Raw genomic sequence first — 26,686 nt, 5'->3', positions numbered from 1 at the left:
CGGCCATAATGCGCGGCCTGCACTGTATGGCGTCACTTGACACCGAACGGATTTGAAGAGTAGAGGTCGATATGAAGATCAGAAACGTGATCCACAAGGGATTGCGCCGGCTCATGGAGGACGACGATGAAAGCGGGCTGCAACCCGTGGTCATCGGCAAGGTCCGGCGCATGTTGTCCTTCCTCCAGGATATGGAGAGGGAGGATGAACTGCGCACCGTGCCGAGCTGGAAGGCGCACATGCTGACTGGCGACCGCAAGGGAACATGGAGCCTGTTCGTCACGAAGAATTGGCGGATGACGTTTCGGATCGACCGTGATGAGATCGAGATCATCGACCTCGATTATGAGGATTACCACTAGGAGGTGGCCATGAGTGCGATTGCAGGCATGCGCTTGAAGAACCCGGCCCATCCCGGCGGTTTTATCAAGCATGAAATCATCGAGCCGCTGGACCTGACGGTCACGGCGGCGGCCGAAGTGTTGGGTGTGACGCGGGCGACCCTTTCGACCCTGCTCAACGAGCGTGCAAGCCTTTCGTCGGAAATGGCGCTGCGCATCGAGAAAGCGTTCGGCGTGTCGATGGACACGCTCATGCGGATGCAGAACAGCTATGACATTGCGCAGGCCCGCAAGCGTGAGGGCGAAATCAAGGTCATGCCGTTCAAGGGCAAGCCGGTGGAGCCGCATACGTCAGTCTGACGCGTAACCCCTTGCTTTGCAGCGCTTCCCCCGACAGTGTGAAAATGTGATGCGAACCGACCTTGACCATCTTCCGGCACCCAAACAGCAGGAGCTGCAAGAGGTCGTGCGTATCCTGTTTGAGGAATTTGCCGCCGCTATTGGCGAGAGCACCGCGCCCTGGAAGAAGCAGGCGCGCATACTCAAGGTCATCCTCTATGGCTCCTATGCGCGCGGCGATTGGGTGGATGACCCGATCGGCGGCTATAATGTGGAGCGGCGTGCAAAATTGACCCCCTTAGCGGGGTGATCGGCGTCTAAAATTGACCCCCATCATTCCAGAGTGTGAGGCGTCGCGGCTTGGACTTCCAGGCGGCGAGGATGGGGATGTTGATTGTGGAGACTATTGCCAAGATTCGCAGGGAGCACAGGGAAGGTAAGCCGATCAAAGAGATCGCGCGTGATTTACGGTTGTCGCGCAACACGGTGCGCAAGGCGATCCGTGCGCCGGAGGCGGATTTCAGCTACGAACGCAAGGAGCAGCCTCGACCGCAGACCGGGCCATTTCGCGAACGGCTGGACGAGTTGTTGGTGCAGAACGAGGAACGGCCCCGGCGTGATCGGCTACGGCTGACACGGATACACGATCTTCTGGAGCGTGAGGGTTTCACCGGCTCCTACGATGCGGTTCGGCGCTATGCGGCACGCTGGAAGCGCGAACGCCGGACCGACGGCGGCGATATGAGCAAGGTGTTCATCCCGCTCATGTTCCGGCCGGGTGAGGCCTATCAGTTCGACTGGAGCCACGAGGACGTGGAGATCGCCGGCAAGCCGATGCGGGTGAAGGTAGCTCATATGCGGTTGTGCTGGTCGCGGGCGCCGTATGTGCGGGCCTATCCGCGCGAGACCCAGGAGATGCTCTTTGACGCGCATGCCCGGGGCTTTGCCTTTTTTGGCGGGGTGCCGACGCGCGGCATTTACGACAACATGAAGACCGCGGTGACGAGCGTGTTCACCGGCAAGGAGCGGGTGTTCAACCGGCGCTTCCTGATCATGACGGATCATTATGGCGTCGAGCCTGTGGCTTGCAGCCCGGCGGCAGGCTGGGAGAAGGGACAGGTCGAGAACCAGGTCCAGACCAGCCGGGAGCGGCTGTTCAAGCCCCGGTTGCGCTTTGCCAGCCTCGAAGAGCTGAACGCCTGGCTGGAGGCCGAGTGCCGACGGTGGGCCGAGCGTTATGCCCATCCAGATCTGGAAGACATGACCATTGCGCAGGCGCTGGAGATGGAACGATCCTCGCTGCAGTCATTGGCCACGCCCTTTGACGGCTTCTTCGAGAGCGAACATGTGGCGAGCGCAACCTGCCTGGTGAGCTTCGATCGCAACCGATACTCGGTCATGGCGAGTGCGGCCCGGGAGGCGGTGCAACTGCGCGCCTATGCCGACAGGATCGTCATCCGTTGTGCAGGCCAAGCGGTTGCCGAGCATGCTCGCGTGTTCGGCCGCAACCAGACGGCGTTCAACCCTTGGCATTATCTGCCGGTCCTGATCCGCAAGCCGGGAGCATTGCGCAACGGCGCTCCCTTCCAGGACTGGGATCTTCCGCCGGCCCTGGCCCAACTGCGCCGCAAGCTGGGCAAAAGCGATGACGCAGATCGGCGCTTCGTCCGGGTGCTGGCAGCAGTGCCCGAAGATGGGCTGGAGGCGGTCGAAGCTGCCGTCCGCGAAGCTATGATGGCGGGTACGGCCAATGACGAAGTGATCCTCAACATCCTGTCGCGCCGACGCGAACCCCAGCCCACCCAGGCCATCAGCGTCCTGGTCGATCTGAAGCTCAAGCATCCGCCCATCGCCGACTGCGCGCGTTATGACATGGTGCGAGGCCTCGATGCAGCGGCATGAGATGTTGGCAGCCCTGAAGGGGCTGGGCCTAAAGGGCATGATCGCCGCGTTCGACGATGCCGTTACCAACGGCGTCCGTCGTGACCGGACCGCCATGGAGATGCTCGGCGACCTGCTCCGCGCTGAAGGCGCGCATCGAGAAGCCGCTTCGATCCGATACCGCATGACTGCGGCCAGGCTGCCGGCCATCAAGGATCTCGACGGCTTTGTGTTCGCCGATACACCGATCAACGAAAGCCTGGTGCGTTCACTCCATGCCGGTTCATTCCTGCCGGAAAGGCGCAATATCGTACTGGTTGGTGGCACCGGCACCGGCAAGACACATCTCGCGCTTGCCATCGCCGCTGCCGTGGTTCGTGCCGGGTCGAGAGGACGGTTCTTCAATACTGTCGACCTGGTCAATCGTCTGGAGGAGGAAACCCGGCAGGCCAAGGCTGGCAACCTGGCCGCCCAGATGGCCCGCCTGGACGTCGTGGTGCTGGACGAACTCGGGTATCTGCCGTTCGCCCGTTCAGGAGGGCAGATGCTGTTCCATCTGATCAGCAAACTCTATGAAAAGACCTCGGTGATCATCACCACCAATCTCGCCTTCGGCGAATGGCCGAGCGTCTTCCAGGATGCCAAAATGACAACGGCGCTGCTGGACCGCGTCACCCACCACTGCGACATTATCGAGACCGGCAACGATAGCTGGCGGTTCAAAAACCGAAGCTGAGACGAGGAAAAACCCCTTCCCCCGGACCCCCATCCCCGGCGGTTACCCCGGTGGGTCCACAGGCACCTCCCGCGGACGCCGCCGCCAGCGCTCCTGACGGCGCGCGGCGGCGTCCGCGGGTCCCTCCTATGGACTACCGGGATAACCGCCGGCACTCACAAAAAGGGGGTCAATGTTGGGCGCCGATAGGGGGTCAACTTTGCGCGCCGGTTGACAGCTATAAATCCGACTATGACATTCTGGTTGTCGTGAATGACGAGCGGCTGACGGATGTGGTGGATTATTGGGCAAGCGCCGAAGACCGGCTCATGCGCGAGGTCACGATAACGGGCAGCCTCAGTGCGCCGGTCGGCTTTATCGTTCATTGCTTCAAGGACGTGAACAAGAAGCTCGAGCAGGGCCGGCCCTTTTTCGTCGACATCGTCAAACAAGGCATCGCGCTATATGAGGCTGAGGGTTTCGGACTGGCTACGCCTCAAAAGCTTCCGCCGGCAGAGGCACGAGCCGAGGCGCAGGCGAATTTCGATCAATGGTTCACTCTCGCTCAGCAGTCTTATCGGACGTTCGAACTGCAGAGATCCGAAGGGATGACGCAAACTTGGATGAACGACGCAGCATTTACGCTGCACCAAGCATGTGAACGTTTATACCATTGCGTGATGCTTACCCTGACGCTGTACTCGCCCAAATCCCACAAGCTCAATTTCCTGCGCGGCCATGCCGAAGAAATCGCTCCCGATCTGATCGAGGCGTGGCCACGCGATGACAAGTTCAGCCGCCGTTGTTTCGAGCTGTTGCGCCAAGCCTATGTGAATGCCCGCTACTCTCCGCATTACAAGGTGACGGACGAAGAATTGCACTGGCTCGGTGAGCGAGTCTCGCGCCTCAAAGAGTTGGTCAAGCTTGTTTGCGAGCGGTGGCTCGAGGGATAAGGTACCTCGAATTGAGAAGCAGATAATTTCCAAGCTCTGCAACTAATCCGCGGGTTTAGTCCGCGCTTTCGGGCACCGGTTCGATCCCGAGGAATTTCAGTGCGTCACGAAGGAGAGGTTCGAAGTTGGCCAATGTCTCCCTGCACGCCTGGTCGGGCTGCTGGCAGAGACGTTGAGCAGTCGAAATCTTGTGAACTGGCGCAAAATCATCTGTCACAAGATAAGCCCAATCTGGGTGGAGTTGCTCATCAAAAGTCGTCTCGCCAAGCAGGATCCGATTGACCAATTTTGGGTGACACACCTTAATCGGATTACGTCTGGTTAGGCGGTTCTTGGCACTTGCATCAGTCCAAACAGCCGCTGGATATAAAGTCTCCAGGGATGCGTGAACGTTGAAGTGCGCGGCCCGGGCTGCACGAAGATTAGGGGGTTCAGGATAGCTGAAGCACTTCGCTGATTTTATATTGTCAGGAAGCTTGTTGAAATCTTCCTTCGCCTTGTCAGCGTCACCATCGACGATGCCGACTGCCTTTGGCCGTTCCGGATGATGCTTGTGCTGCGAGCGCCAGCCGACCAGCATGTCGATCACATAACTGTGCCCAGCACCTTCTCGCTTGGTCTCGAAGCGCACTTGGTCGACGGCTGCTGGAAAGAATACTCCGAGTGCCCGATTGAGGATGAGCCTGTCACTTTCGCCCTCGACGAAGATTCGTGGACAGCTCTCCTGCGCTAGCTGTGCAGCGGCTGCCTTCGCCTCCTCCTGCTGGCGGACCTGCGCAACCATTTCTGAGATTCGCGGTGCCAGCATGGCCAGAGTACCCAAGCTTTCATCGATACCCTTTGCATCTGTCTTGCAGACGGTACCCTCAACATCCGTGGTTCGTGTCACAAAGTTCAAGGCGATCGCCTTCTCTCGCTGGCCGAGATCGTAGAAGGCAGGCGAATGCGTCGTGAGGAGGATCTGCGCCGTCCCCGCCTCTGCCAGGGCGTGCAGCTCATCGGCGAGTTGCACCGCACTTCCAATCTCAAGATTATTCTCAGGCTCTTCATAAGCCCAGATGCTGCTTATCGGTTGGCCACCGCGCTTCTGCAGCGCGGCCTTCTTCTCCGCCATGAAGCGAAGGATCAACGGAATGTGGCGCGCCTTGATGCCGTCCCCGCGGTTGTTCAGCGACACCGACTTCTCACCGCTGAGAAAGTCGAGCCGCTCGAAGATGTGATAAAGATCCCTCGGTAGGGCTAACCGGGTGGTGAAGCCCAAAGAAGCCGAGATGCTGGCAGTCAGTTCATTCAAGTGATTTCCGATTGACTGCTCGAACGCCGTGCTGGATTCGTGGAAAGTACGTGATGCGACCTCCGAGATGATCCCGTAGATCCTGCCCCGCAGGTCATCGAAATAGTCCGAATCCTTGATGGCTGGTACATACTCGAATTCTATCTTGCGAAGAAGCGTGTGGACGTTCGACTTTTCTGGGATTTTTACATCCTCGCGGATCTCCTGACCGCGCTTCCCTTTCTTAATGCGCTGACCGTAATAGTCGTACTCCTCACTCCACAGCCCGTCCTCTCGCCAGCGCTTGGTCCAGATGATCACGTGCCCGTTGGTCGCGTGGTAGGTTTCGGGCAACGCGATCTCCAAGCGAACGACGACTTCCCTTGCCTTGCGCGCGCGCACCGGGGCAAAAAAGTTGTAGTCCTCTGCAAAGGCGAACTCGACGCCCGGATTTGTCTGGTCGTTGAAGAAGAGATTGAGCGCTCGCAGAATGTTGGATTTACCGCAGTCGTTCCTTCCCACGAAGACGGCAAGCTGTGCGAGATTAGCATCGATCGACTTGATTGAACGAAAATTCTCGATGTGAATCGACTTAATCGTCGCTGCCACTGAATCCCCCCTTAGCCCGTCGCGCCAGGGCATTCCATTGCGTTCGTAGCGTTGTCAATAGGATAGCGAGATTTTCGTCACCAAATTTTCTTGCCCATACACCACCTGCTGTCCAATCCCAACTTCTTCTCGGTGATAAAGATCGTGCTACTCTACTAAACCGGTCCCATTGCGTTTAACCATTCTCATCGACCGACGCTTCTTTTTAGCAATCCGCCCACTCACTTCGGCGCTGGAATGACATGAATGAGCGCCCCTGACCTCGAAACGATTTCAGTTTAATTCGGCTGGCGATGTGTCACAATACAGCAGTGCGATACTGGTGGGTCAACCATGCGCAGACGATGCGCCAAGAGGTGATGGGTGGCTACCTATGGTCCCCGGTGACCGAGGCGAATGGTTCACGAAGTAGATTCTACGACAACATGCGTCGAACCTCTCCTGGCGATGTGGTGCTTTCGTATGCAGAGGGCCGGGTCGGGCGGGTGGGCATTGTTGCCGACTTCGCCATCAGCGCTCCGAAACCAGAGGAATTCGGTTCTATCGGTGCCTATTGGAACTCGTCCGGATGGCTACTGCCAGTTGATTGGCTCGACGGCCAGTTGGCGGTACGTCCAAAGGAAATATTGTCTCGACTATCTCCGCTTCTGCCTGCGAGGCACTCACCCATCCAGCCAACCACGGGCAACGGCAATCAGAAAGCTTATCTCGCCGAGGTTGATGAGGCGGTCGTAGACCTCATCCTGGAAGCAGCGCATCTGCCCGCAGCGGCGCTGATCTCTAAGACCGATCTCACGGTTGCCGACTTCGCAACCCGGCTCGATGACATCGTCGAGCGCGGCATTCAGCATGACGCTTCGTTGGACCAGACGATCCGGGAACAACTCGTCAGGGCTCGGCGTGGCCAAGGCATTTTCCGGAAGCGGGTGCTCGACATCGAGCCGGTCTGTCGAATCACCGGAGTCGACAAACCGAACCTTCTCATAGCCAGCCACATCAAGCCGTGGCGTGCGTGCGCGACGGTTGCCGAACGGCTAGACGGGGCTAATGGCCTGATGATGGCACCTCATGCCGATTTCCTGTTCGATCGCGGACTCCTCGGTTTCGAGGACGACGGACGAGCGTTATTCTCTTCGCAACTAACCAACGCGGATGCCGACAAGTTGGGCATGCACCACGTGCAGCGACCGTCGCCACGTCCCCTAGGTGACGACAGCCGGGCCTACCTTCATCATCATCGCACGAGCGTGTTCATCCCGTAGCGTTCATGGCTGCGCCGTCCTCGCTTGCGCCAACTCGATCGCTCTAAGCGGGCGTCGCTCAAGATTAAACGTGTCGAGAAACGTTACGTCAGCGCCGCCGCTCAAATTCCTTCCGAAAGCCCCATCCGTGCGCCAAAGCGGATGGACGATCAGGAAGATATCCCCATCTGCACGTCTTTCTCTGAGAGACGGCAGCTTCGACGGCACATTGATCTCGGCGATGAGCGAGTCGGGTCGCATCCCCGCAATGGCCTTCGCCAACGCGAACGCCCGATCGTGCCAACCGCGGGTCTCCGGAAAATCCTGGTCCTTGGTATCCAGGCCGGCAGAATAGCCGGGCGTTACAAGCGCTCGCAGATATGCTAGCCCCAGTCGCCAATCGAGGAGCCCATGGTAGGAGCGGTTGCCATACCGCTGAATGCAGCGATAGCACGAGCTCTGGCAACGCGCGGCGTGATCGTCGTCACCTTCGGATCGCAGGAAATCAATTAGCGGCCACTTGGCTTCATCCTTCAGAATCTCTCCAATTAGATGCACAATATGTGGCGTTCCATCACTGCGGTCATCGCCGAGCCGGCGGCACAATCCGGAGCCGTTTATGAGTGAATCCGCGATCTGGAGCATCGGCCTTCCCTTGCGCAGACGCGGTTCGAGGGCCTCGAACTCATCCGAAGAGACGTCGAGATCGAGCGCTGCCTTCTGAACCAGTATCTGCGTAGCGCTGATCGCCGCCGACCTCGTCGGCAAATGATCGAACGCCCCCTTGCGGGCTACATAATTAAGCGTCAGCCGGTCATCGAACTCCATGAGTTCGAGGTATAGCGCGTCGGTCTCCTTCTTGGCGATCAGGCCGAAGGTGCGATCAGTGCCCGGCTTCTCCGTCCAGCGGCTCGAAGGTGCCGCCAGCTCGGACGTCTCGATCGCCTGGTCGTTCGGCAGTACCGTCGGTGCCGACCGCGGGATGCGGACATAGCTATCCTCGGCTTCCCTTACAGAAAAGCGGCTTGGCTGGCCCAGATCGTCGTCCGCGCCGTCATTCAGTTGCATGATCGTGACACCGGCACCGCGACGAATGCTGAGGTTTCCCGCCAACGCCTTCTCTCCCGCATGAAGAACCGTGGCGACGGTCCGGACGGCCATCCGGCCAACCGTGTCCAGGTCGGTGTCGGCCGCCTTGAAATCAGTCCGGAACGCTGCCGGAGTGATGTAGTCCTGAAACTGCTCGGGCTCGATGTCGCTGCCACAGTCCTCGCATTCGCAAGCGCTTTGCGGCGTTCCCATGCTGTAGCGCGCGGATCCGCAAGTCGGGCATAGCGCGACCTGATGTTCGGACTCGCCCCAGCGGGACAGGCTTTGAATGATGACATCGGCACCGCGACGTTCTGGCGGCGATAAAGTACCGCTAAAACCGATCACCTTGTGCCGCTGCTTGTCCTTCGTAAGAACCGCGCCGGGTGCGAACTCGAAGACAGCCGTGTCAAGGTCACGGTCCATCGTGGACCAAGAATAGTCCGGGTTCTTGTCCTCGGAGTCCGCGCGAACGCCCAAATATAGCTGTTTCACGCGGGTAGGCATCCCATACATCGGGAGGAGGCCCCGTTCAGCAAGGAACTGGGCGAGCCCCTGCGGATTGACGGGTTTGTCAGCCTTCAGCTTGTCAATCCGTGCGATCAGCTTCTCCACTGATGTGTCCGCGCGCAACTGCTCACGCTGAACAGGGTCGATGCACGCGGCATCGATATAGGCGTCGCGTATATCGATCGTCGCCTCGAGCGCAGCGATCAGCCGCTTGCGCCAGTCGATGTTTTGCGGATCGTCATAGAACTCGTCGGTCGGCACGTATTCTCCGTGCACATCGGGGGGCACTAGCAGGTCACCCGGATAGGTCGCGCCCTCATTCACGATCTCCTCGCGCACACGCTGAAACGCAGAGCGCAGCCACACCTTGGTGAGCAATCGCTGCGGAATCGGATTGTGACCAGTCGCCAGGAACGGCGGCGGCGGTGGGTCACCCGTGATCGCAGCCGGATGCGCGAAATAGTACGCGTCATGACTGCGACCGCGACAGAAGGTGATGACGAAGGAAAATGCTTGGCCGCGACGCCCCGCTCGGCCTACTCGCTGCTGATAATTAAATCGCTGTGGCGGCATGTTTGCCTGATAAACGGTTTGAAGGGAGCCGATGTCGATTCCTACCTCCATCGTCGTCGTTACCGAGAGCATGTCGATCTCGCGAGCGAGTCTCGCGACCTCGCCGAGTTTGTCGACGAAGATACTCTTGAACTTGCGAAGGCGGTCGGAGAAGTCATCCGTCTGCCCGGTCAGTTCCTCACATCGTAGGCGGAAACGGGCGACATCGTCCTCCTGACCGCGGACGATGCGCCTACCGAGGAAGTTCGTCTCCCACAGTTCTTCGACGTTTCCGGTCGGTTCAAGAGGCAAATAAGCATAGCAGCGGGTGCACTGACCCACACCTTTGTGGAGGTGAACGCGCTCGCACGACTGGCACCGCCAGAACGGATCACCAGCGGCCGCGATGCGCAGGAAGATCTTGCCCACGCGGACGACGCCGTTCACGTGGCCGTGCTTGTTCAATGCATCCAACACTTCACGCAGATGAGCCTGCGTATCGCCGTCTATGGCGTCCGCGAACTTGAAGACCCGACTGGAGGGCCTGATCTTACTCGCCTGATCCCACTCGGTTTTCGGACTCTTGTCGAAGAACTTGTTCTCCTGGACGCGCGTCGCGCTCGCGAAGACGCGGAGCCAGGCATCCCATCGGTCGATCTCCGCCCCCTCAGTCCGGCTGATCGAAGGATACGCCAATCCCGTCTCCTCAAGTGCAAAGAACGTGTTCGCGAAGATTACGTCGTCCACCAGTTCCATCAGCTGATCACGGATATAGATACCGAGCTGCTGCTGCTCATTGTCTTCAAGCCACGAAGCATACTTAACGAGATCGCCAGATTTCTCGAACGCCTCGAACCACGGACGCTTCTTGTATGGCTTGAGGCCCACCTCGTCGAACGGGTGGATACCGAGATTTACATATTCCGCGATCAGGGCACCGACACCTTCGGTTGCATCCTTGTAATCGAACAGCCTGCTGATCTGGACCTTTCGCGCCTCAAGCGACATCTGCGGATCATGCGCCTGCTGGGCGATGGCGTTGACCGCCTTCGCCCATTCCTCCGATCCAATCTCGTAGAGCTCGTTCGCCTTATCCAAAGCCTCCTTCGTATCGACCTTCGCGTCCTTAGCTCGCTGGATGTAATCGCGGGCAACGGTCACGAGTATTTCGCGTCGAAGATCCCGTAGGTGGAGCCGCTCGATCTCGAGCGATTGATTGGCGGCATCCTGGCGGCTGTCGGAGAACACTATACTCTTGGCTTCCGCACCGACCGCGTGAAGGAGTTCGAACAACTCGGTCGCGACAAGCTGCGAAGCCTTGCTGACACCGGTGCGGAACGCACGGATTGGCGATCGCGATCGCGATGACGAGGGCCTATTCGAATAGTCGGTGCCACAGTTCGGACAGCAGAACGGTTGCGCGGTACGATAGCCGTTCGAGTTCACCGATGTGGATTGGAAGTACAGCCGTCCTGCGATACGCCCGTCCGGCACGTCCTCGCCGAGCGCGACCACGCCGGATCCCGGGTCTAGGTGTGCGGCCTCCCAAGAATCCCAGTTCCTGCCGTCAGTGATCGGAGGGCGGCGGCTCGGCCAGAAGACGGCGAACTGGTCGAACGACATCCGGTCGTAATATTCCGACGCCGCCCGCTCCGGCAGGTTCTCCAGCTCCGCAGTCGAGGGAAGCAGTTCGGTCGACGATCCGGTGCCGACCCGCCGGCCGCGCTGCCCACCCAGAAGCAAATCACCGCACGCCTCGCAGTAGAGCATCTCGAAGAGGCGGCGTCCCCGGACCTCGCCAGGTGCCGGCTGGCCATGTGATAGGCCACGCTCGACGCTCAAGTCAGTGAACGTAACTTTCTCGTCCACGACAGTGGGCGCGCCGAACAATCCCTCGACGTTCCGGACGAAGGCGTGGATCCTGAAGGACGGCGTCCCCTGAGCGACCCGAGCCTGCCATTGTCCACTCTCGGGTAAGGCGCGGGCGAGCATAAGCCCTTGGACTGCGGTCTCGGCCTCTGCTGCGTCGTCAAAGAGGCGTTGGGCCAGTTCGGCGATGCTCGTTGCCCGGACGCCGTCGCCTTCTCGGCACGCGTTCGTCAACACGGTGGCTGCGGCCTCCGCTACAGCCCCAATCCGGTCGTCACCGGTCGCGATCACCCCGAGCACATCGGCAACATCCGCAATCACCGCATCAAGATCGTCCGACCTGGCGATCTTTGCGATGAAGTCCCGGCCCGCTGGTCGCGCCGCCTTCAAAAGACGGACAAAAGGCTCTGGGGGCAGTGCTTCACTCGTCCATGACGGCAGGTCCGCTTCGCCCTTCACCACGCAATCCGACCAGAAATCCTCTTCGATTGAACCCGCATCGCCGGGCTTCGGACTGGTTCCGAACGGGGCGAAAAGGTCGCGCAGATAGCGGCGGGACTGGACGCCGGGCTCTCCATCCATCGGAAGGGACGCGGAGGACGCAAGGATGCGCAGCTTGTGGCGATGGGCTGGTTGATCAAGGCCCAGACGCTGGATCAAAGATTTGATGAGATACGACACCTCGGTGCCAGCGGATCCTCGGATCAAGTGGAGCTCGTCGAAGACGAGGTAGAAATAGGCGTCGTCGTTGTCCTGCAGCCACTGCCGGGTCTTCTCGAAGATCGGTTCCTCGACTTCGCGTGACAGCATAGCACCAAGCATTGAAGCGTTGGTGACGAGGAGGTCTGGTGGCGTCGCCTGCATGTCCCAGCGCGACAACATTTCGCCCCCGTCGAGTGAAGGGAAGATGAAGCGGGTCGAATCCGGGGCCTTCGTGCCCTCCTCTTGCGCCTTCTTCAGCTCAGCAGCATCATGCGCGCGCGCATCGATCTGCTCGCGGTCCGCCTTCTTCATCGCCGTCCGCAGCTCTCGCTGACGACGCTGGCGGCGCTTCTTCTCGACATCCCCGCCGGCGATGCGCGGATGGCTCTCATAACCGGTGACCGGCGTGGACGACGTGTACTGGCCAAAGAAGAGCCGGTTGCCCGCGAACCGGTCGTCCATCACTGCCCGCGCCGCATCGGAGTCCAGCGTCCGACGCAGACGGACCATCTGGTCCTCGACGAGCGCGTTCATAGGATAGAGCACGAGGGCGCGGACCGCAGCCGGTCGCCGTTCCCCGTTACGTTGCGGGCTCCAAGGAGATCGCTGGGCCTGCCACCAGGGCGACTGCAGATAACCCGACGTCGGCTTGGCCCAGCCCACCGCCTCGCGCGAGAGTGCAGCCATGATTGGAAGCATGAAGCTCTCGGTCTTGCCGGAGCCAGTGCCAGAAGTCACGATGCCGGGCTTGCCGGGCTGAATGCCCCGCTGGAGCATCTCGATCTGGTGCTTGTATGGCGCGTAGCGTCCAGCACGCTTGACCTCGCCCGTTGCGTCGTCGCCGTCGAACAGGCCAGAAAGGGTCAATTCCGCGAACGCAACCTGGACGTCGTGCGGAAGGCCTTGCAGGGGGCCGCCAGGGACACCGACCATCTCGTCGATCTTGAGGTCGTGAGTCTTGTAGCGGAGGACCGGCTCGACGAACGACGCCGTAGCGAAGATGTTTGTCGTCTCGAGGAGGTGCCGGCGCTGGGCAGTGACCGCCTGATCAGCGATACGGAAGCTCGTCTCCACGTAGGATATGAAAAAGTCGCGGATGCGGTTGAAGCCGCCGATCGGATCCAGCATGGTATTTCCCTGTTTTTCCCTATTGATCGGACTGGCTCGCCAGCGGACTCACTATGTTGAGGACAAGTCGGGCAGCTTCCTGCTCGTCGCCCAAGAGGCACTTCGCCTCTACGAACAGGCGGGCTGCCCGCATCATCAGTTCTAGGCTTCGGTGCTGCTCTAACCCGAGCGCCATGGCGGTTACTCCGGACAGATCCGTGGGCATCGGACCCGGATCAAGTGTCTCCTGGGCAACACGCGCACTGCTGAGAATCGCTGCAGCGACCGCGAATGCCTCTGGTCGAAGCACATCGGAGATCTCGAACCACGGCGCTCCGTCAGGAACGAAATCAACTTCCTCGTGCTCGCCGTCATTCACGGTGCAGCACACGAATAATCCGCGCGGTAGCCCGCCCGAGCGCAGCGCATCGACGAGCGACGGCATCCAGAAGCGCGCTCCGGAACGTTCGATACCCCTAATGACGACGATTACCGCCCCGTGATCCTTCGCGGCCTCAGCGGCCGACGCGAAGAGCGTAGGCATCCCGGAACCGGGTCGCGACCACAGATCGTCCAGGGAGATCAGGGTGGGATCCGCCTCGATCGTGACGCACCGCCCCGGACAGATCGTGGCTTCCGCGACGCGCAGGAGATCACCGACCCCATCTCCGGTCAGGATCGGCAGCTCCCCAGCGAGGAACATCACCAGCAGACCCCGAAGATGAGCTTTGCCGGCGTCCGACAGCAGAATGCTTCGCGAGATCAGGTCGCCCTTCGCAGCAATATTGACGAGCGGGTTTTGCGGGAAGGCCCGTGAGATTCCTCCACCGCGGGCCACTACGGTGCCGACAGCCGGCCGGTTGGTGGGCTCGAGCTTCTCGGCGATCGCAAGCAGGCGGTCAATTTCCGTCCTCACTTCATCAAGGCGTCCGCGAGCGACATCAGTCTCGTCGCGCAACTGCTGAAGCGCTGCCTCGGCCGCGACCGCCTCCGACTTCGAAGCGTCGATGATTCGTCCCTGCTCCGCGATCTGCTGCTCAATCTCCTCGCGGCGAACCGTCACACCCGCATCCAGCGCTTCAACGCGCGCGGTCGCCTCAAGCTCGGCCTTCTCGATCCGGGCAGCCTGCTCCTTGCGCCTCTGATCCTCATGCTGCGCGAGATGCTGTTCGATCCGGGCTTCGCCTGCCTTGCGCTCGATCTGCATCTCATTGTCGAGGGCGTTGCGAAGCTCGGTGCGTTCGGCGGCGATCTCCTCCGCCAGTTCGGCCCGCAACCGGTCCCACTCAGCACCCTGCCCCTCCCGCGCGTAAGCGGCGACCGCCTCGCGCACCGCCTCATTCTCAAGCGCCGCGTCGAGATACTGCTTCATCAGCTCGCGATCCGCACGGAGGCGGGCCGCGAGCGCACCGGAACGAAGCGCCTCGAGGGCAGGGCCGGTATCGCCCGAAGAGGCCGAGATCTTCCCAATGCCCTCCTCATAATGAAGATCGAGCCAGGTAATGATCTCGGGAATGCGCGGATCGTTCGCATCGGCGAGGGATCGGATCACGCGCGCGATGAAATCTGCCTCGTCCGACCAATCGAACGAAGTCTGCGGATTCCCCTCGGGCATGAGGAACACAAAATCCGATGACTTGCCGTTCGAGAGCTGGACAACGCGCTCATCCTGATAATCGTAGCATCTCAAATCCCGGGCCGACGCCCGCGTCACACGTAGCCGCTTCGTCTTCCCGACCAGCTCCATCTCGGCGACCAGAATCTTGTCGCCGGATATGCGGAATGCCCAGAGACCAGGCCGCGAATCCCCGCTCCAGCCTTCCCGAGTCAGCAGGACGCTATAATGCTGCATGGTCGCTTCCGGCAGCGCAGCATAGCGCGGCATGCGCCTGATCTGGATCACCTTGTATTCGGGAGCGCGCGGGCGCTGGTTCTTCGCGACGTCGAACTCGACCCAGTCGCCTGGATTGATCCCGGTATGCTGAGCAACGCCATGGCTTTCCACCTGTCCGTCGCGGGGGAATAGTCGCTTCGGGTCGGGAATGAGCTGCACGCCCTCGGCACCCAGCCAACCCACCACCGCCACGGTCCCGAACGTGCCTTGTCGGCGGACGAAGTGCCCGACAAGGAGCTTTGTTTCTGCGTCGGAAGGGTTTGTTGATTCGGTCTCCACGCTGGCCTTCATGCTGCTATTCCACCGTTGATCCACATCGGACGTCGGCTTCCACGGCCACGTCTGATGGTCATTGAGGGGTCTCCATCCGCTCCACCTGGAGCGTCAGCGATCAATCCGGGTAGGAGATTGCTCAGCCAGCGCGCGTCGGGAGCGGAAGCGGCGTAGCTCCAGCCCCCAACCATCGCTCCAGAATTCAGGAGCGTCCGCTGCCTCAAAGCCGCCGAAACCTCCAACGGCAGTGCGCCCTCATGCGCGATGCGTTCGATTCTGCCGGACGCATACCGGAACAACGGAATGCCAGCCTCGGCATGGGCATCAAGGATCGCCGCGTGCCGCGAGTGGAAGGACCTCACCGCACGTCCCATCACCCTGTAAACGTCGTGATCACGACCATCAGGATGGACGAGGCGCATCAGCGACACCGCCCCGGTGGTTGTAGCACCGAGGCGGAATCGCCCCAGGCTCCAATCCCAAACCGAATTCGCGATGTATCCGTCTCCCCGGATCTTGGTCTCGATCAAACGCTTGACGGCGGATCCAGCAGGTTCGACGACCGGAGCGACGAGACCCCATCCGAGCGCTTTGGCCAAGCCGACCGGATCCAATCCGGTGGCTCCGAGAGTCGGTGGCGCAAGCGCGTCCTCGACACGATGCCGGAATGCTTTCCCGCCCTGCAGCTCAACGGTTGCGCGGAAGTCAGCCTCCAACCTAGCTGGAATGGCACCGGACACGAGGACGCCGTCTACCGACCCCAGCCGCAGCGGCGTGAGCGTCGGCCGCCTAAGCGTGAAGACCCGCCCCTTCCAACGCTCCCGCGGGCGTGCATCGAAGAAGCCCGCTTCCTGGAGTGACCGGAGAACATCCCATTCGCGCCGTCCGTGCGCGCGTCCGATGATCGCGACCGCCTCACCCTCTCCGATGCCCGAACGGGAAGAGGCGTAGAGGGCCTCGATCACATCCTGATTGGGATCAGATACGGGATCCCATCCTGCGGCCACGGCCATGGTCCGAGACGGTGCATGACCGGATGTCGTTCTGCATTCCTCCTGAACGGGGATGGAGTAGGAGGCGATTTCCTTGGTGGGATGTAGGTCCGCCACCGGAACGAACGTCGCGCGGCGTGACCAGCGCAAATCGGCATCGGATAGCATGAACCGGCCATCGACCGGCGCATCCGACCACAGATCCCCATTCGCCCAGGCTAGGTTTCCACCGCCACCATCGAGGGCGGTCACCTCGACCTGCCCCGATGCTCCCTCGAGGTAAGGCAGGTATCTGGGTTGGCCGAGCCATGCAGATCCAACACGAATGCCATCCACCAGACCGATAGAACGGACCGTCTGCCGGGCGTCGCTGATGCCGAGCCGGCGAAGCACGTCGTTGATCACGCCGATCGCCACTGGCTCCAATGATACCAGCCAGGTTCCAGTGGGCACAAATTTGACGATGGCACCAGCGGCTTGACGGGCGTGGCGGCCGGCGATTCCCATGTGGAACAGGCCGTTGCCGGGTGGTGGTTCGCCAATTGCGCTCCAACTCGCCATGCCGCTGGATCGAAAGAAGATCACCCCCCGCCGGACGGCGGCCCCGATGTTCGAACTTTCGGTGACGGATCGGAATGCCACCGCATCGCCTAGGACGGCGGACGTCGCATCGACCTCATCAGCAGCCTGGCCCACTCGGTAGCGACGGCCACCATCCTCATCGAATTCCATGACCAAGGACACCGAAGACGGGATCGAATGCCCGCACTGCTCGCGCGCCCTGAGCACCAGGCGCCAGAAGCGGTGATCGATCGAGGCCGCGCCCGAGCGCAGCGCTGTCTTGAAGTCGTCAAATGCGATCTTCATTCCGTGCGAGGCCGACGATGCGCGGATGACCGGTTCAAGCTGGACAATGAGCGAATGCGGGTCGAAGCCGGCGCGTGGGATCCGCTCAATATGCTTCACGAGCAGGCGAACGTCCCGCCTCGTGGGAAAGGACAGATACCGTGTGTATCCGATGTGCGTCCAGGTGACCGGGATCTCGGGGAGAACCAAACGTCGGAACGGCGCACCCTCGGCGATCCGACTATCGAGCCACGCCACCAACTCCTTCCACATTGTCGCGATGCCGCGAAGGTCCGTGAACGACCGTTCAACGCCGAGCCATTCGGACAGTTTGGCCCTATACTGGCCCTTGTCCTCGTAGATGCCATCAAGCAGGCTATCGACCAGCAGGCTGAGCACCAGCATCGCTAGGCAGTTGGGCTGGTCCCTACCGTGCGCCCTCCACGTCCCGTGCTGGAGGCACCAGTTCAGATGCGGGTCCAACCGCAGTGCCTTCCTGAAGGCCGCTTCGGCATCTACTGCGTGCTCCGGTCCAAGGCCGCAATGGAGGGCCAAAGTCTCAGGAGTGATCTCGAACGAGCGGATCGGATCGCTATTCCCCTCATTGGCACGGAGCAGCGCGGCGGAAAGCGTTCGCTCCCAATCATGCAGGGTCGTCGGAATCGACGTCGCCACCTGCACGCCGCTCGTCACGCAGAGGCCTTCCGATCCGCAGGAGCGGTGATGAACACCTTCGCATGCTTCGCCAACGGTTCGAGGAGCCGGTCGGCAAGGAACCGCACGACGGCGGGAACCACGCCATCGCCAATTAGGCGGAAGCATTCGTTGTAGGTCGGCGGAAGGATGAAGTCGTCGAGACCCATGAGGCGTGCAGCCTCATGGATCGAGAGGAGGCGCGTCCTAACCCGCTCGCCCTCGACTACGATGATACGCGGGCGCGAAGCCCCACCCTTTGGAGTCCGAAGACATCCGAGCGTCCGACCGAAGGCGATCTCGGCACGCTGGATGTTTCCTGTCGTGCCGTTCGGCCGCATCCGCAGGTACAGGCTACCGATCATCGGATGGCCTGCGACCTTCGCGGCGGCAAGGCGCTCCCGATGGGCCTCACTCATCATGCCGAGAAGCCGTTCGGTCGCCTCATCGCTATTCCAATCGGCGTCGTCGCTCAGGTCGATTATGTCTTCCAGCTCGAACTCCTTAGCCGCCGGCGGATCCCCTGGGGACCACCAGACCCAGTTTTCCGCGTCTTCCACGGGGAGCGCCGCCCGCGTGCGGAGAAGCACCTGGGAATGCCAAGGCCCCTTGCCCATGTCGGTCTGGAGAGACGCCGGGATGGGGACCTCCTGTCGCACCGCGATTACGAAGACGCGTGGTCGCGACTGGGGGACGAAGTGCGCCGCATCCGCGATGACCGCGCCGAAGCGGTATCCGATGTCGCTCAGGGCGGCGCAGATTGCGCGGAAATCCGCACCACCATTCGAGGTTAGCAGACCCACCACGTTCTCGAGGGCAAGAATCGTCGGATGCCGGCCCTCCTCGGCGAGTCCTCTGATAATGTTCAGAAACGGCCAGACCGCGCCCGATCGCGTAAGTGCGATACCTCCGGCATCGCCGATCCCGGCTTTGGAGCCCGCCTGCGAGAGATCCTGACAGGGGAACGAAGCCCAAGCCAGATCCGCGAATTCGTTCAATTCCGTCGCAGACACTTCTGCCACGTCGCGGCTGTCCAAGTGGCCACCGTCCCAATTGTCCGCGTAGGAAGTCAGTTTAAGCTTGTCGCAGTCGTTGGCAAACAGGCAAGTCCATCCACCGCCGAGGCCCAAACGGGCCATACCGACGCCGGCGAAGAATTCATAGTATCGCAACTTGGTCGACTTCAAGCTTACCCCCCACGTTGGCCCTAACATTTGTAACGATCTGGATCGACAGTTTTTTGTCTCGGAATCAGAGTTAATTTTAGATCGACATTCGCTCCCATACCGATCTGCTTTAGAAACGATTGCACAAACCAACAAGGCAGATCATCCGTCCGACCAGCGCACTGGGAAAGATCTTGTTGGTGTCGGCCTGGGAGTGTTGTTTTTAGTCGGGATTCCAATTTGCAAAGCAAACCGGGTGGAAATGTTGAACAGACCAAGCAGAATATTCCCGTCTCTGCCCCAAAGCCGCCGTAGGGTTTTCCCAGGAACGACCGTTTTTCGCGAACGAAACCTCAAGACTGAACCGAGCACAAATGTCCCAGACCCAGTTAAAACTCGCCGGACCGCTCCCATTCAGGCGGAACGCAGATCGGCATGCGGGCATCACCATTACGTGTGTGCCGGAAGGAAAATCGCCCCGCCGGAGCAAGCTCAACGACGGGGCGGAGTTCGGTTAGGGGCGGCGCTTGAGGGGGAAGAGGGACGGAAATTTTCTAGGCCGGGTCGATGAAGACGCAATGTCAACTGGCATCAACATGGATGGGATGCAGAGTCGGTCAGCCTGCCAATCACTCCGTATTCACGATAATCCGTTGGTTCTGAATTGGAAAGCTTGAGAAACCGGAGGCTTGTGGCCCAAGGTTGAAATTCCCCGGGGAAGCTCCTCACGCAGCTGGTGGTAAGTCGCCTGGTCTTGTGCCGGTTGTTCAGCCAGCGCCGTTGCAATCATTGTCGCCAGGGTTTCTTCGGCACGGGTGCGTGCCACTGCATCCTTCCCCTGAAGGTCATGGCGCAGCCATTGCGGGGCACGCTCCAGCACCTGGAGTATAGTTGATGTGATACTCTCGTTCATCGGTTGGCCTATGGCGTGTTCCCCCGGATGTCACCGAATGTGCGGGGTGCTGCGAAGGTGCACGCCTGATCAGACGTTGCGACCGGCCGTTGGCTACTGCCGGCGACGAGGGTTTGTGACGGGTCGATTGGAAGGCGGTTAGGCGAGGAATGAGTGGGTACGCACAACAAGAAACTTGGCAAGCGCAGAACGAGGAAGCGTGGAATGAGGCGCACATCGACTATGTCCGCGTCATCCACTCCGCGTCCTTCCAGCGCTTGCGGGGAAGACCCAGATTATTAGGCAGTCATTCAGAGCGCGGGGGTACAGCAACTGGAGTTCAAGGCGCGGAAAATGGTGGTCCTGGTTTTCCAAGCTTTAGCCTCCGAACCGGACATATTTTTGCCTGGTCACCAGCTTGCGTTGGTGGGAGTGAGGAGGATGTCCGAGGGTCATCTGCGACTATATCGCGGGCATGACGAACGATGCTTTGCTCAAGACCAATGATCGGCTTTTCGGCCCAAGGATGGCGTCGATTTTCGACCAGTTCTGAGCCTGCGTCGTGACCGCATGTGTCTAGATTTCGGCATTTTCTTTGCGCGTTTTTCGGACGCGTAAGGGCTTTGGACAGTTCGGGGTGTCGTGATGGCTATTTGGTCCCCAATTCGGTCCAAAGGAAGAACAAAAGGGATTTTGGGCCGACGCCGGGAAGACGGATCGTGCGCGCTAACGCGCGGCTAAACCACTATTGTAAAAGGGTTTTCTTGCCCTGAACGACCAGTTTCTGTCCGTCCTCGAAGTGCCCAAAAACGCTGTCTATTGACAGCACACCCCACGCACCAAGGGGTGCAGTTAAGCTATTGAAATAGCGTAATTCATATCGCCATAATTTGCGGTGCGCATAGCACCTTCCCATTGGGGACTTCGAGATTGCCGGATTTCAGCGATTTCGAGCGGTGCTCGCGGCACCGCGCAAGTTGGCGCGCGCGCTTTCCTTGTTGTGTCGTCATGCCCATGCTATAGCCGACGTGCTTTCCGCATTTCCCACCAGTCTCCATCAAGGAGGCTTGGGCTTTGAGCAGAGATTATCACCCGGCAACGATCCGGCTGAACCACGCGCAATGGGCAGCAATTCGTGCCCTTGCCGGCACCAGCAATATGACGCCCGCCGAAGTCCTGCGGAGCGCGGTCGAGGCCTATCTCGCCAGTCATAAACAGGGCAGTCTTTCGCAGCGGCGGCTGGCCCGCATCGCCGAGTTTCAGCACCTCGCCCTGGACGTCATTGTCCGCGAACAATATCCCCAGTTGCGGGACCGCATCATCGCGGAAACCGACAAGCGCCTGGTGCAATATCATGGCGCGTAAGGACATCCGCTCCAACGGCCAGGCCGTGCCCCTGACCCATCATTCGGCACGCGGGAAAGTGCAGCGCAACTCGGGTAATTTTACCCGCGGCAGCCAGCTCGTCACCCATGAGATACTGATGTGGTTTTCGGGCGTCAAATTGCCCATCATCCTGTGGTTCCTGCTGTTCGTCGGGTCGTGGTTCGCCATCATGTCGATCAAGCTCGACGAGCATGGTTTTCAGATGATCTGCATGAAGCTCTATGCCGAGCTTTGGAACTGGGTGGGTCTGAGCCCCATCAAGCGGGTCAATGTGACCCTGCCCAGCGGTCAGATCCTGCGCACGATCATGGCGGTCGTGCCCGCGATCCCGGAGGTGAAGCAGGCCTGGGCCGAGGCGATGCGGGGGCTGTTCGGCTCGGTCCTCATCTCTCTGTTCCTTGCCGTGCCAATCGCCATCTGGTTCGTCGATATGTCGCGCCGGCGCGGCAAGACCATATTGGAGGAGCGCCATGAGCGCGGCGCCATGCTGGTCGATGTCGAACTGCTGCGTTCGGAGGTCGACCAGCATAACCATGCCGCATTCGAAGAGGATGTCGCCGAGCTTTGTCCCGGCATGACGCCGGAGCAGGTTTTGAACCTTCCCTTTGGCGAGCGGAAGGCGAGGGGAATTCATCATCCCTATTCGCTCGCCGGTATCTCCTATCCGCATCGGATGGAGCAATCCCACGCCATGCTGCTTGGCACCACCGGCGCGGGTAAAACCACGCAGTTGCGCAGCCTCATCACGCAGATGCGCCAGCGCCACGATACGGCGGTCGTTTTCGACCTGACCGGCGCCTATGTCGAGGCCTTCTACGATCCCGACCGCGACACGATCCTCAATCCCATGGACGTGCGCTGTCCGGCCTGGTCGATCTTCAATGACTGCTCGACCTACAGCCATTTCACCTCGGCCGCCGTGGCGCTGATCCCGTCCGACGGGGGATCGTCAGAACCCTTCTGGGCGCTCGCCGCCCGGACCCTGTTCATCGAAATGTGCATGCGCCTCATCGAGCGCGGCCAGACCAGCAATCTGGCGCTGGCCGAGAACCTGATGACCGCCGATCTGAAGCGGGTTCATCGCACCCTTGCCAACACCATCGCCGATCCGCTGACCGCGCCGGAAGCCGCCCGCATGGCCGAGTCCATCCGGGCGGTGTTCAACACCAATGCGCAGGTGCTGCGCTTCCTCCCCGATGAGGGCGAACCCTTTTCGATCCGGCAGTGGATGACGACGGATAAGGCGCCTGGGTCGATCCTCTTTGTCACCTCCGACTATGACGATCTGGAGATGAATAAGCCGCTGCTGACGCTGTGGATAAACATCGCCATCAACAGCCTGATGACGCTGCCGCGCACGCGCTCGCTGCGCACCTGGTTCCTGTTCGACGAGGTCGGCGCGTTGCACCGCTTGCCCGCGATCGAAAAGGGGTTGCAGACGGCGCGCAATTTCGGCGGCGCCATGATCCTTGGCTTGCACAGCTTCCAGAAGCTGGTCGAGGTCTATGGCGAGGAAGGCGCGCGCAATCTGTCGTCGCTTGCGCGCACCAAGCTCATCCTTGCGACAGGCGACATCAAGACCGCCGAGGAATGTTCGCACTATATCGGCAGCCGCGAAGTCCGGCAGATGGATGAGGCATACAGCTATGGCTACAACCAGACCCGCGACGCCTCGACGCTCACCGCGCGCAAGCAGGTCGAGCCCCTTGTTCTGCCCGATGACATCACCAATCTGCCCGCGCTTCATGGTTTTGTGAAATTCCCCGAGGGCTTTCCTGCCGCGCGCATTCTGCTCCAGTGGAAAGCCTATCCCAAGGTGGCCGAAGGCTTCCTCCGCCGCGCCCATGTCGAGCCGGTTCGCTCAAAGGTTGCCGAGGATTATTTCGCGGAGGAGGAAGAGGAGGCGGGCGGTCGGGATGGCGCCGCGCAGGTCGCTGAGGAGGCGCGCGATCCAGCCTATAATCTCGCGAAGGAACTGGCTGCCCGCATCCTCATCGATGGGGTGGAGGACGAACATAGCCGCGCGGCGGACAGGGCAGGGGAGGGGCATGGTGATCGGGTCAGCCCGGCCGCACCGTCTGCGCTGGTGGGCGACGGACAGGATGTGGGTTCGCATGCGCAGCACGGTGGCACGCAGCAGGCCGATCTCCAACAGCGCGACCGGACTGCGGACCTCGCCGAATCCAATATTCCGCAGTCGGCTTCAGTGGAGGATCAATCGCTGGTCGAGCTGCGACAGGATTTCTCCGGAGGGATCGACGACAACCCGGACATGGGCATCTGATCGATGCTCTCGGTCGCTCCGGTCCGCTCCGCGTCAGGCGCCGCCAGCTATTTCGCGCAGGACAATTTTTACACGGTGGAGGGTTCGTCCGAGGTCAGCCTCTGGGCCGGTGAGGGCGCGCGGAACCTAGGTCTCGCCGGCGACGTCGGCAAGGAGAGTTTCGAGGCCATCCTCAATGGGGAATTGCCGAGCGGCGAGAACGTGGCGAGGCATGAGAACCGGCGGGCTGGTATCGACCTCACCTTCTCCATGCCCAAGTCTGCTTCGGTCATGGCCTATGTCGCGCGCGATCGACGCATCCTCGCCGCCAACATGACCGCGGTGCAGGCGAGCATGGCGTGGGTGGAGAAGAACCTCGCGGAGGGTCGCAAGGATGTGGAGGGACGGAAGGTGCCGGTTGCGACGGGCAACCTTGTCTATGCCCTGTTCGAACATGACACCAGCCGGGCGCTTGATCCGCAGGGTCATATCCATGCCGTCATCGCCAATCTGACGAAGATGCCGGACGGCAAATGGCAGGCGCTCCATGCCGACAAGATCTGGAGCCACAACAGCGTGATCGGCGCCATCTACCATGCCTTTCTGCGCGGCGAGATCGAGAAGCTTGGCTATAGCCTCGATCTGAAGGGCAAGCATGGCACCTTCGAGATAGCGGGGGTACCGAAGGCGGTGCTGGAGGCCTTCAGCCAGCGCAGCGCTCATATTCGGGAGAAGGCCGCGGAACTGGGCGTCACTTCGCACAAGGCGCGGGACCAGATCACCATCAACAGCCGCGACCCCAAGCTTAATGTCGCAGACCGGCCGGCGCTTGTAAAAGGCTGGAAGGACAAGGCTGAGGGCCTTGGCTTCACCGGCAAGGAACTGGTCGATGCCGCCCTTGCCCGGGCCGGCGTCATTCAGGCGGAGGGACCGCTGGAGCGGGGCTATCGGGCGGTCAAGGACGCCGTCGAAAATGCCATGATCAAGCTTGGGGCACTTCTTGGCCACGACGATCCGCTCGTCGATCATCGGATCGCGCGGATCGTGCAGACCCCGGCCGCCGGTCGCGCTCAGCTTGTGGTCGCCTCGGCCGCGCGCATCCATTCCGAGCGCGAGGCGGCGTTCGAACAGCATAAGATCGCCAAGACCGCGCTCGATCTGGGGCTGAAGGGTGTCACCATCGAGCATGTCGAGCGGCGGATCGAGGAATTGGTCGACAAGGGTCTGCTCCTGCGCGGCGTGGGCCGTGCCTCCGATATGGTGACCACCCGTGATGCGCTCCAGACAGAGGAAAAGATCCTCGCTCTCATGGAAGCGGGCAATGGCAAGGCGATCCCGATGCTCGATTCCGCCGCCGCGCCGGCCCGGCTCCAGGAAGTCAGCGAGAAGCCACTCAATCCCGGGCAGCTGGCATCGGCCACGCTGATCATCGCCTCCTCCGATCGCACGGTGTCCGTGCAGGGCGATGCCGGTGCGGGCAAGTCGACGATGCTGTCCGCTGTGGCACGGGTGGCAGAAGCCGAGGGCCGGACGATCCTGGGCCTCGCCTTCCAGAACAAGATGGTTGCCGACATGAAGGCGGGTGCCGGCATCGAGGCGCAGACCATCGCCTCCTTCGTCCTTGCCAACCACCGGTTCGTGACCTGGCGGGAGGGCCCTGCCTATGAGGAGGCACGCGCCAGGCTCGCCGGTGCGACCCTGTTGGTCGATGAATCCTCCATGGTGTCGTCGAACGATATGCTGAAGGTCCACCAGATCGTTGACGCGCTCGGCATCGACAAGCTGGCGCTGGTTGGCGATCGTCAGCAGCTATCGTCCATCGATGCCGGCAAGGCTTTTGCCATGATCCAGGCGGGAGGCGGCACCATGGCGCGTATGGACCAGAATGTCCGCATCGGTAAACCGGGCCAGCCGCTCACATCCCAGGAGGAGAAACTGCTGGTCGTCGCCAAGCTTGCCAGCCGGGGCGAGTCCAGCGAGGCGATGCGGGTGCTTGGCAACAAGGTCATCGAGTCCGATGCACCGGCCGAGGAAGCGGCCGATCGTTGGCTTGGGTTATCGCCGGAAGAGCGCGATGTCACGGCAGTGTTCGCTTCGGGCCGCGAAGCGCGGACGCTCATCAACGAGCGCATCCAGTTGGGACTGGCGAGTGAAGGGACGCTCAAAGGCGAGGCTATTCGTCTCCTCGTCTATGAGCGCGTCAACATGACGCGCGAGGAACTACGTTATTCAGCCAACTACCGACGAGGGCAGACGCTGGAGGTCGGGCGCGGCGGAGCTCGCGATGTCGGCCTCAAGGGTGGGCGCTACCAGGTGGCCAAGGTCCATACCAACGGACGGGTCGACCTGCTGCGCGGCCGATCAAAGATCCGTTTCCATCCGCAGCAGCTCTCGCCCACCGAGACGCGCGATCGGCTCCAGCTTTCCGAGACGAAAATCTTGACCCTGCGCGAGGGCGATGTGATCCGCTGGACCGCCAATGACAAGCCGCGGGATTTGCTCAACGCCGCCATCGCGCGCGTGGCTGGTGTCGATGCCCATGGCGTGACCGTCGATCTGGGGGGTGACAAGCGGCTGACGCTGCCGGTCGGCGATCCCATGTTGTCCCGGCTCGACCTGGCCTACAGCCTCAACATGCACATGGCGCAGGGAATCACCACCGACAAGGCGATCACGGTCATGTCCAGCCAGGAGCGGAATCTCTCCAACCAGCGGCTGTTCAATGTCGGCGTCACCCGCGTGCGTGAAGACCTCACCATGATCGTAGATGACAAGGAGGAGCTGGCCCGCCAGCTGGATCACAACTCGGGCAACAAGACCTCGTCTCTGGAAACCCTGGGGCGTCTCGATATCGACGGGAAGAAACCCGGTGCGCCGCGCGAGCCTTTCAATCCAGGGCCAATAGATGGTGACACTTTACCGGGAGGGAGCGATCCGTCTGGCCTGCCGCCAGATCTGCCGCCGCTGCCTGACAGCAATGCGGCCGCGGCTGTCCCATCCAGCGCAGCGGGCCAGGCGCCCGACAAGATTGATCGTGCGGAGATCCTGCCGCCATTGCCGGAACGCAGCATGGGGCTGGATCTATAATGGAGAAATGGCA

Annotated in this window: 16 protein-coding genes and 1 pseudogene; 11 read left to right on the top strand and 6 right to left on the bottom strand. The window is 61.0% G+C overall.

The window, feature by feature from the left end:
• Nucleotides 1-71 precede the first annotated feature (71 nt).
• The 6 genes and pseudogenes from HUK72_RS25485 (at nucleotide 72) to HUK72_RS25460 (ending at nucleotide 4,229) form a co-directional block, all read left to right on the top strand.
• The gene (locus HUK72_RS25485; RefSeq protein WP_176599278.1) at nucleotides 72-362 is read left to right on the top strand and encodes a type II toxin-antitoxin system RelE/ParE family toxin; all 291 of its coding nucleotides are present in this window, start codon (nucleotides 72-74) and stop codon (nucleotides 360-362) included.
• Nucleotides 363-371: 9 nt separating this feature from the next.
• On the top strand, nucleotides 372-701 hold the full coding sequence (locus HUK72_RS25480) for a HigA family addiction module antitoxin (RefSeq protein ID WP_176599277.1): 330 nt from the start codon (nucleotides 372-374) through the stop codon (nucleotides 699-701).
• A 49-nt stretch (nucleotides 702-750) separates the two neighbouring features.
• Nucleotides 751-936: pseudogene (locus HUK72_RS25475) on the top strand (nucleotidyltransferase); the annotation flags it as partial.
• Between the two features lie 131 nt (nucleotides 937-1,067).
• Nucleotides 1,068-2,582 carry an IS21 family transposase gene (gene istA / locus HUK72_RS25470; RefSeq protein WP_176597709.1) on the top strand — a complete coding sequence of 505 codons (1,515 nt, stop codon included), beginning with the start codon at nucleotides 1,068-1,070 and terminating at the stop codon, nucleotides 2,580-2,582.
• Nucleotides 2,569-3,297 (top strand): IS21-like element helper ATPase IstB, encoded by a 729-nt coding sequence (istB, locus tag HUK72_RS25465; RefSeq protein WP_176595381.1) that lies wholly within the window; start codon nucleotides 2,569-2,571, stop codon nucleotides 3,295-3,297. The genes istA and istB overlap by 14 nt, the downstream gene beginning before the upstream one ends.
• Before the next feature lie 128 nt (nucleotides 3,298-3,425).
• Nucleotides 3,426-4,229 carry a HEPN domain-containing protein gene (locus tag HUK72_RS25460; protein ID WP_176599276.1) on the top strand — a complete coding sequence of 268 codons (804 nt, stop codon included), beginning with the start codon at nucleotides 3,426-3,428 and terminating at the stop codon, nucleotides 4,227-4,229.
• Between the two features lie 55 nt (nucleotides 4,230-4,284).
• Here HUK72_RS25460 and HUK72_RS25455 read toward each other — a convergent pair whose 3' ends face one another.
• Nucleotides 4,285-6,111 carry an AAA family ATPase gene (locus HUK72_RS25455; RefSeq protein WP_176599275.1) on the bottom strand — a complete coding sequence of 609 codons (1,827 nt, stop codon included), beginning with the start codon at nucleotides 6,109-6,111 and terminating at the stop codon, nucleotides 4,285-4,287.
• 344 nt (nucleotides 6,112-6,455) lie between these two features.
• Between HUK72_RS25455 and HUK72_RS25450 the strand changes: the two genes are divergently transcribed.
• The gene (locus HUK72_RS25450; protein ID WP_176599274.1) at nucleotides 6,456-7,373 is read left to right on the top strand and encodes an HNH endonuclease; all 918 of its coding nucleotides are present in this window, start codon (nucleotides 6,456-6,458) and stop codon (nucleotides 7,371-7,373) included.
• 3 nt (nucleotides 7,374-7,376) lie between these two features.
• Here HUK72_RS25450 and HUK72_RS25445 read toward each other — a convergent pair whose 3' ends face one another.
• From HUK72_RS25445 to HUK72_RS25425, 5 genes are all read right to left on the bottom strand, one after another.
• Nucleotides 7,377-13,202, bottom strand: coding sequence for a DEAD/DEAH box helicase (locus HUK72_RS25445; RefSeq protein ID WP_176599273.1), 5,826 nt, complete (start codon nucleotides 13,200-13,202; stop codon nucleotides 7,377-7,379).
• Between the two features lie 19 nt (nucleotides 13,203-13,221).
• The gene (locus HUK72_RS25440) at nucleotides 13,222-15,366 is read right to left on the bottom strand and encodes a hypothetical protein (protein ID WP_176599272.1); all 2,145 of its coding nucleotides are present in this window, start codon (nucleotides 15,364-15,366) and stop codon (nucleotides 13,222-13,224) included.
• On the bottom strand, nucleotides 15,363-17,879 hold the full coding sequence (locus HUK72_RS25435; protein WP_176599271.1) for a hypothetical protein: 2,517 nt from the start codon (nucleotides 17,877-17,879) through the stop codon (nucleotides 15,363-15,365). The genes HUK72_RS25440 and HUK72_RS25435 overlap by 4 nt, the downstream gene beginning before the upstream one ends.
• Nucleotides 17,876-19,066 carry a DNA cytosine methyltransferase gene (locus HUK72_RS25430; protein ID WP_218036287.1) on the bottom strand — a complete coding sequence of 397 codons (1,191 nt, stop codon included), beginning with the start codon at nucleotides 19,064-19,066 and terminating at the stop codon, nucleotides 17,876-17,878. Before HUK72_RS25430 ends, HUK72_RS25435 begins: the two co-directional genes overlap by 4 nt.
• Nucleotides 19,067-19,685: 619 nt before the next feature.
• A complete protein-coding gene (locus tag HUK72_RS25425; protein ID WP_176598935.1) occupies nucleotides 19,686-19,958 on the bottom strand; it encodes a DUF6771 family protein in 273 nt (90 codons plus the stop codon).
• 433 nt (nucleotides 19,959-20,391) lie between these two features.
• Here HUK72_RS25425 and HUK72_RS27745 point away from each other — a divergent pair, with 433 nt between their 5' ends.
• The 4 genes from HUK72_RS27745 (at nucleotide 20,392) to mobF (ending at nucleotide 26,673) form a co-directional block, all read left to right on the top strand.
• On the top strand, nucleotides 20,392-20,490 hold the full coding sequence (locus tag HUK72_RS27745) for a hypothetical protein (RefSeq protein WP_369806087.1): 99 nt from the start codon (nucleotides 20,392-20,394) through the stop codon (nucleotides 20,488-20,490).
• A 521-nt stretch (nucleotides 20,491-21,011) separates the two neighbouring features.
• Nucleotides 21,012-21,302, top strand: coding sequence for a hypothetical protein (locus HUK72_RS25415; RefSeq protein ID WP_176593123.1), 291 nt, complete (start codon nucleotides 21,012-21,014; stop codon nucleotides 21,300-21,302).
• Entirely contained in the window at nucleotides 21,292-23,607 is a 2,316-nt protein-coding gene (locus HUK72_RS25410; protein ID WP_176599269.1) for a type IV secretion system DNA-binding domain-containing protein, read from the top strand. Before HUK72_RS25415 ends, HUK72_RS25410 begins: the two co-directional genes overlap by 11 nt.
• A 3-nt stretch (nucleotides 23,608-23,610) precedes the next feature.
• Entirely contained in the window at nucleotides 23,611-26,673 is a 3,063-nt protein-coding gene (gene mobF, locus HUK72_RS25405) for a MobF family relaxase (RefSeq protein WP_176599268.1), read from the top strand.
• Nucleotides 26,674-26,686 lie beyond the last annotated feature (13 nt).

Source organism: Sphingobium sp. 15-1 (assembly GCF_013375535.1).
Taxonomy (GTDB): domain Bacteria; phylum Pseudomonadota; class Alphaproteobacteria; order Sphingomonadales; family Sphingomonadaceae; genus Sphingobium; species Sphingobium aromaticivastans.
This window is presented reverse-complemented; position numbering and strand designations above follow the sequence as displayed.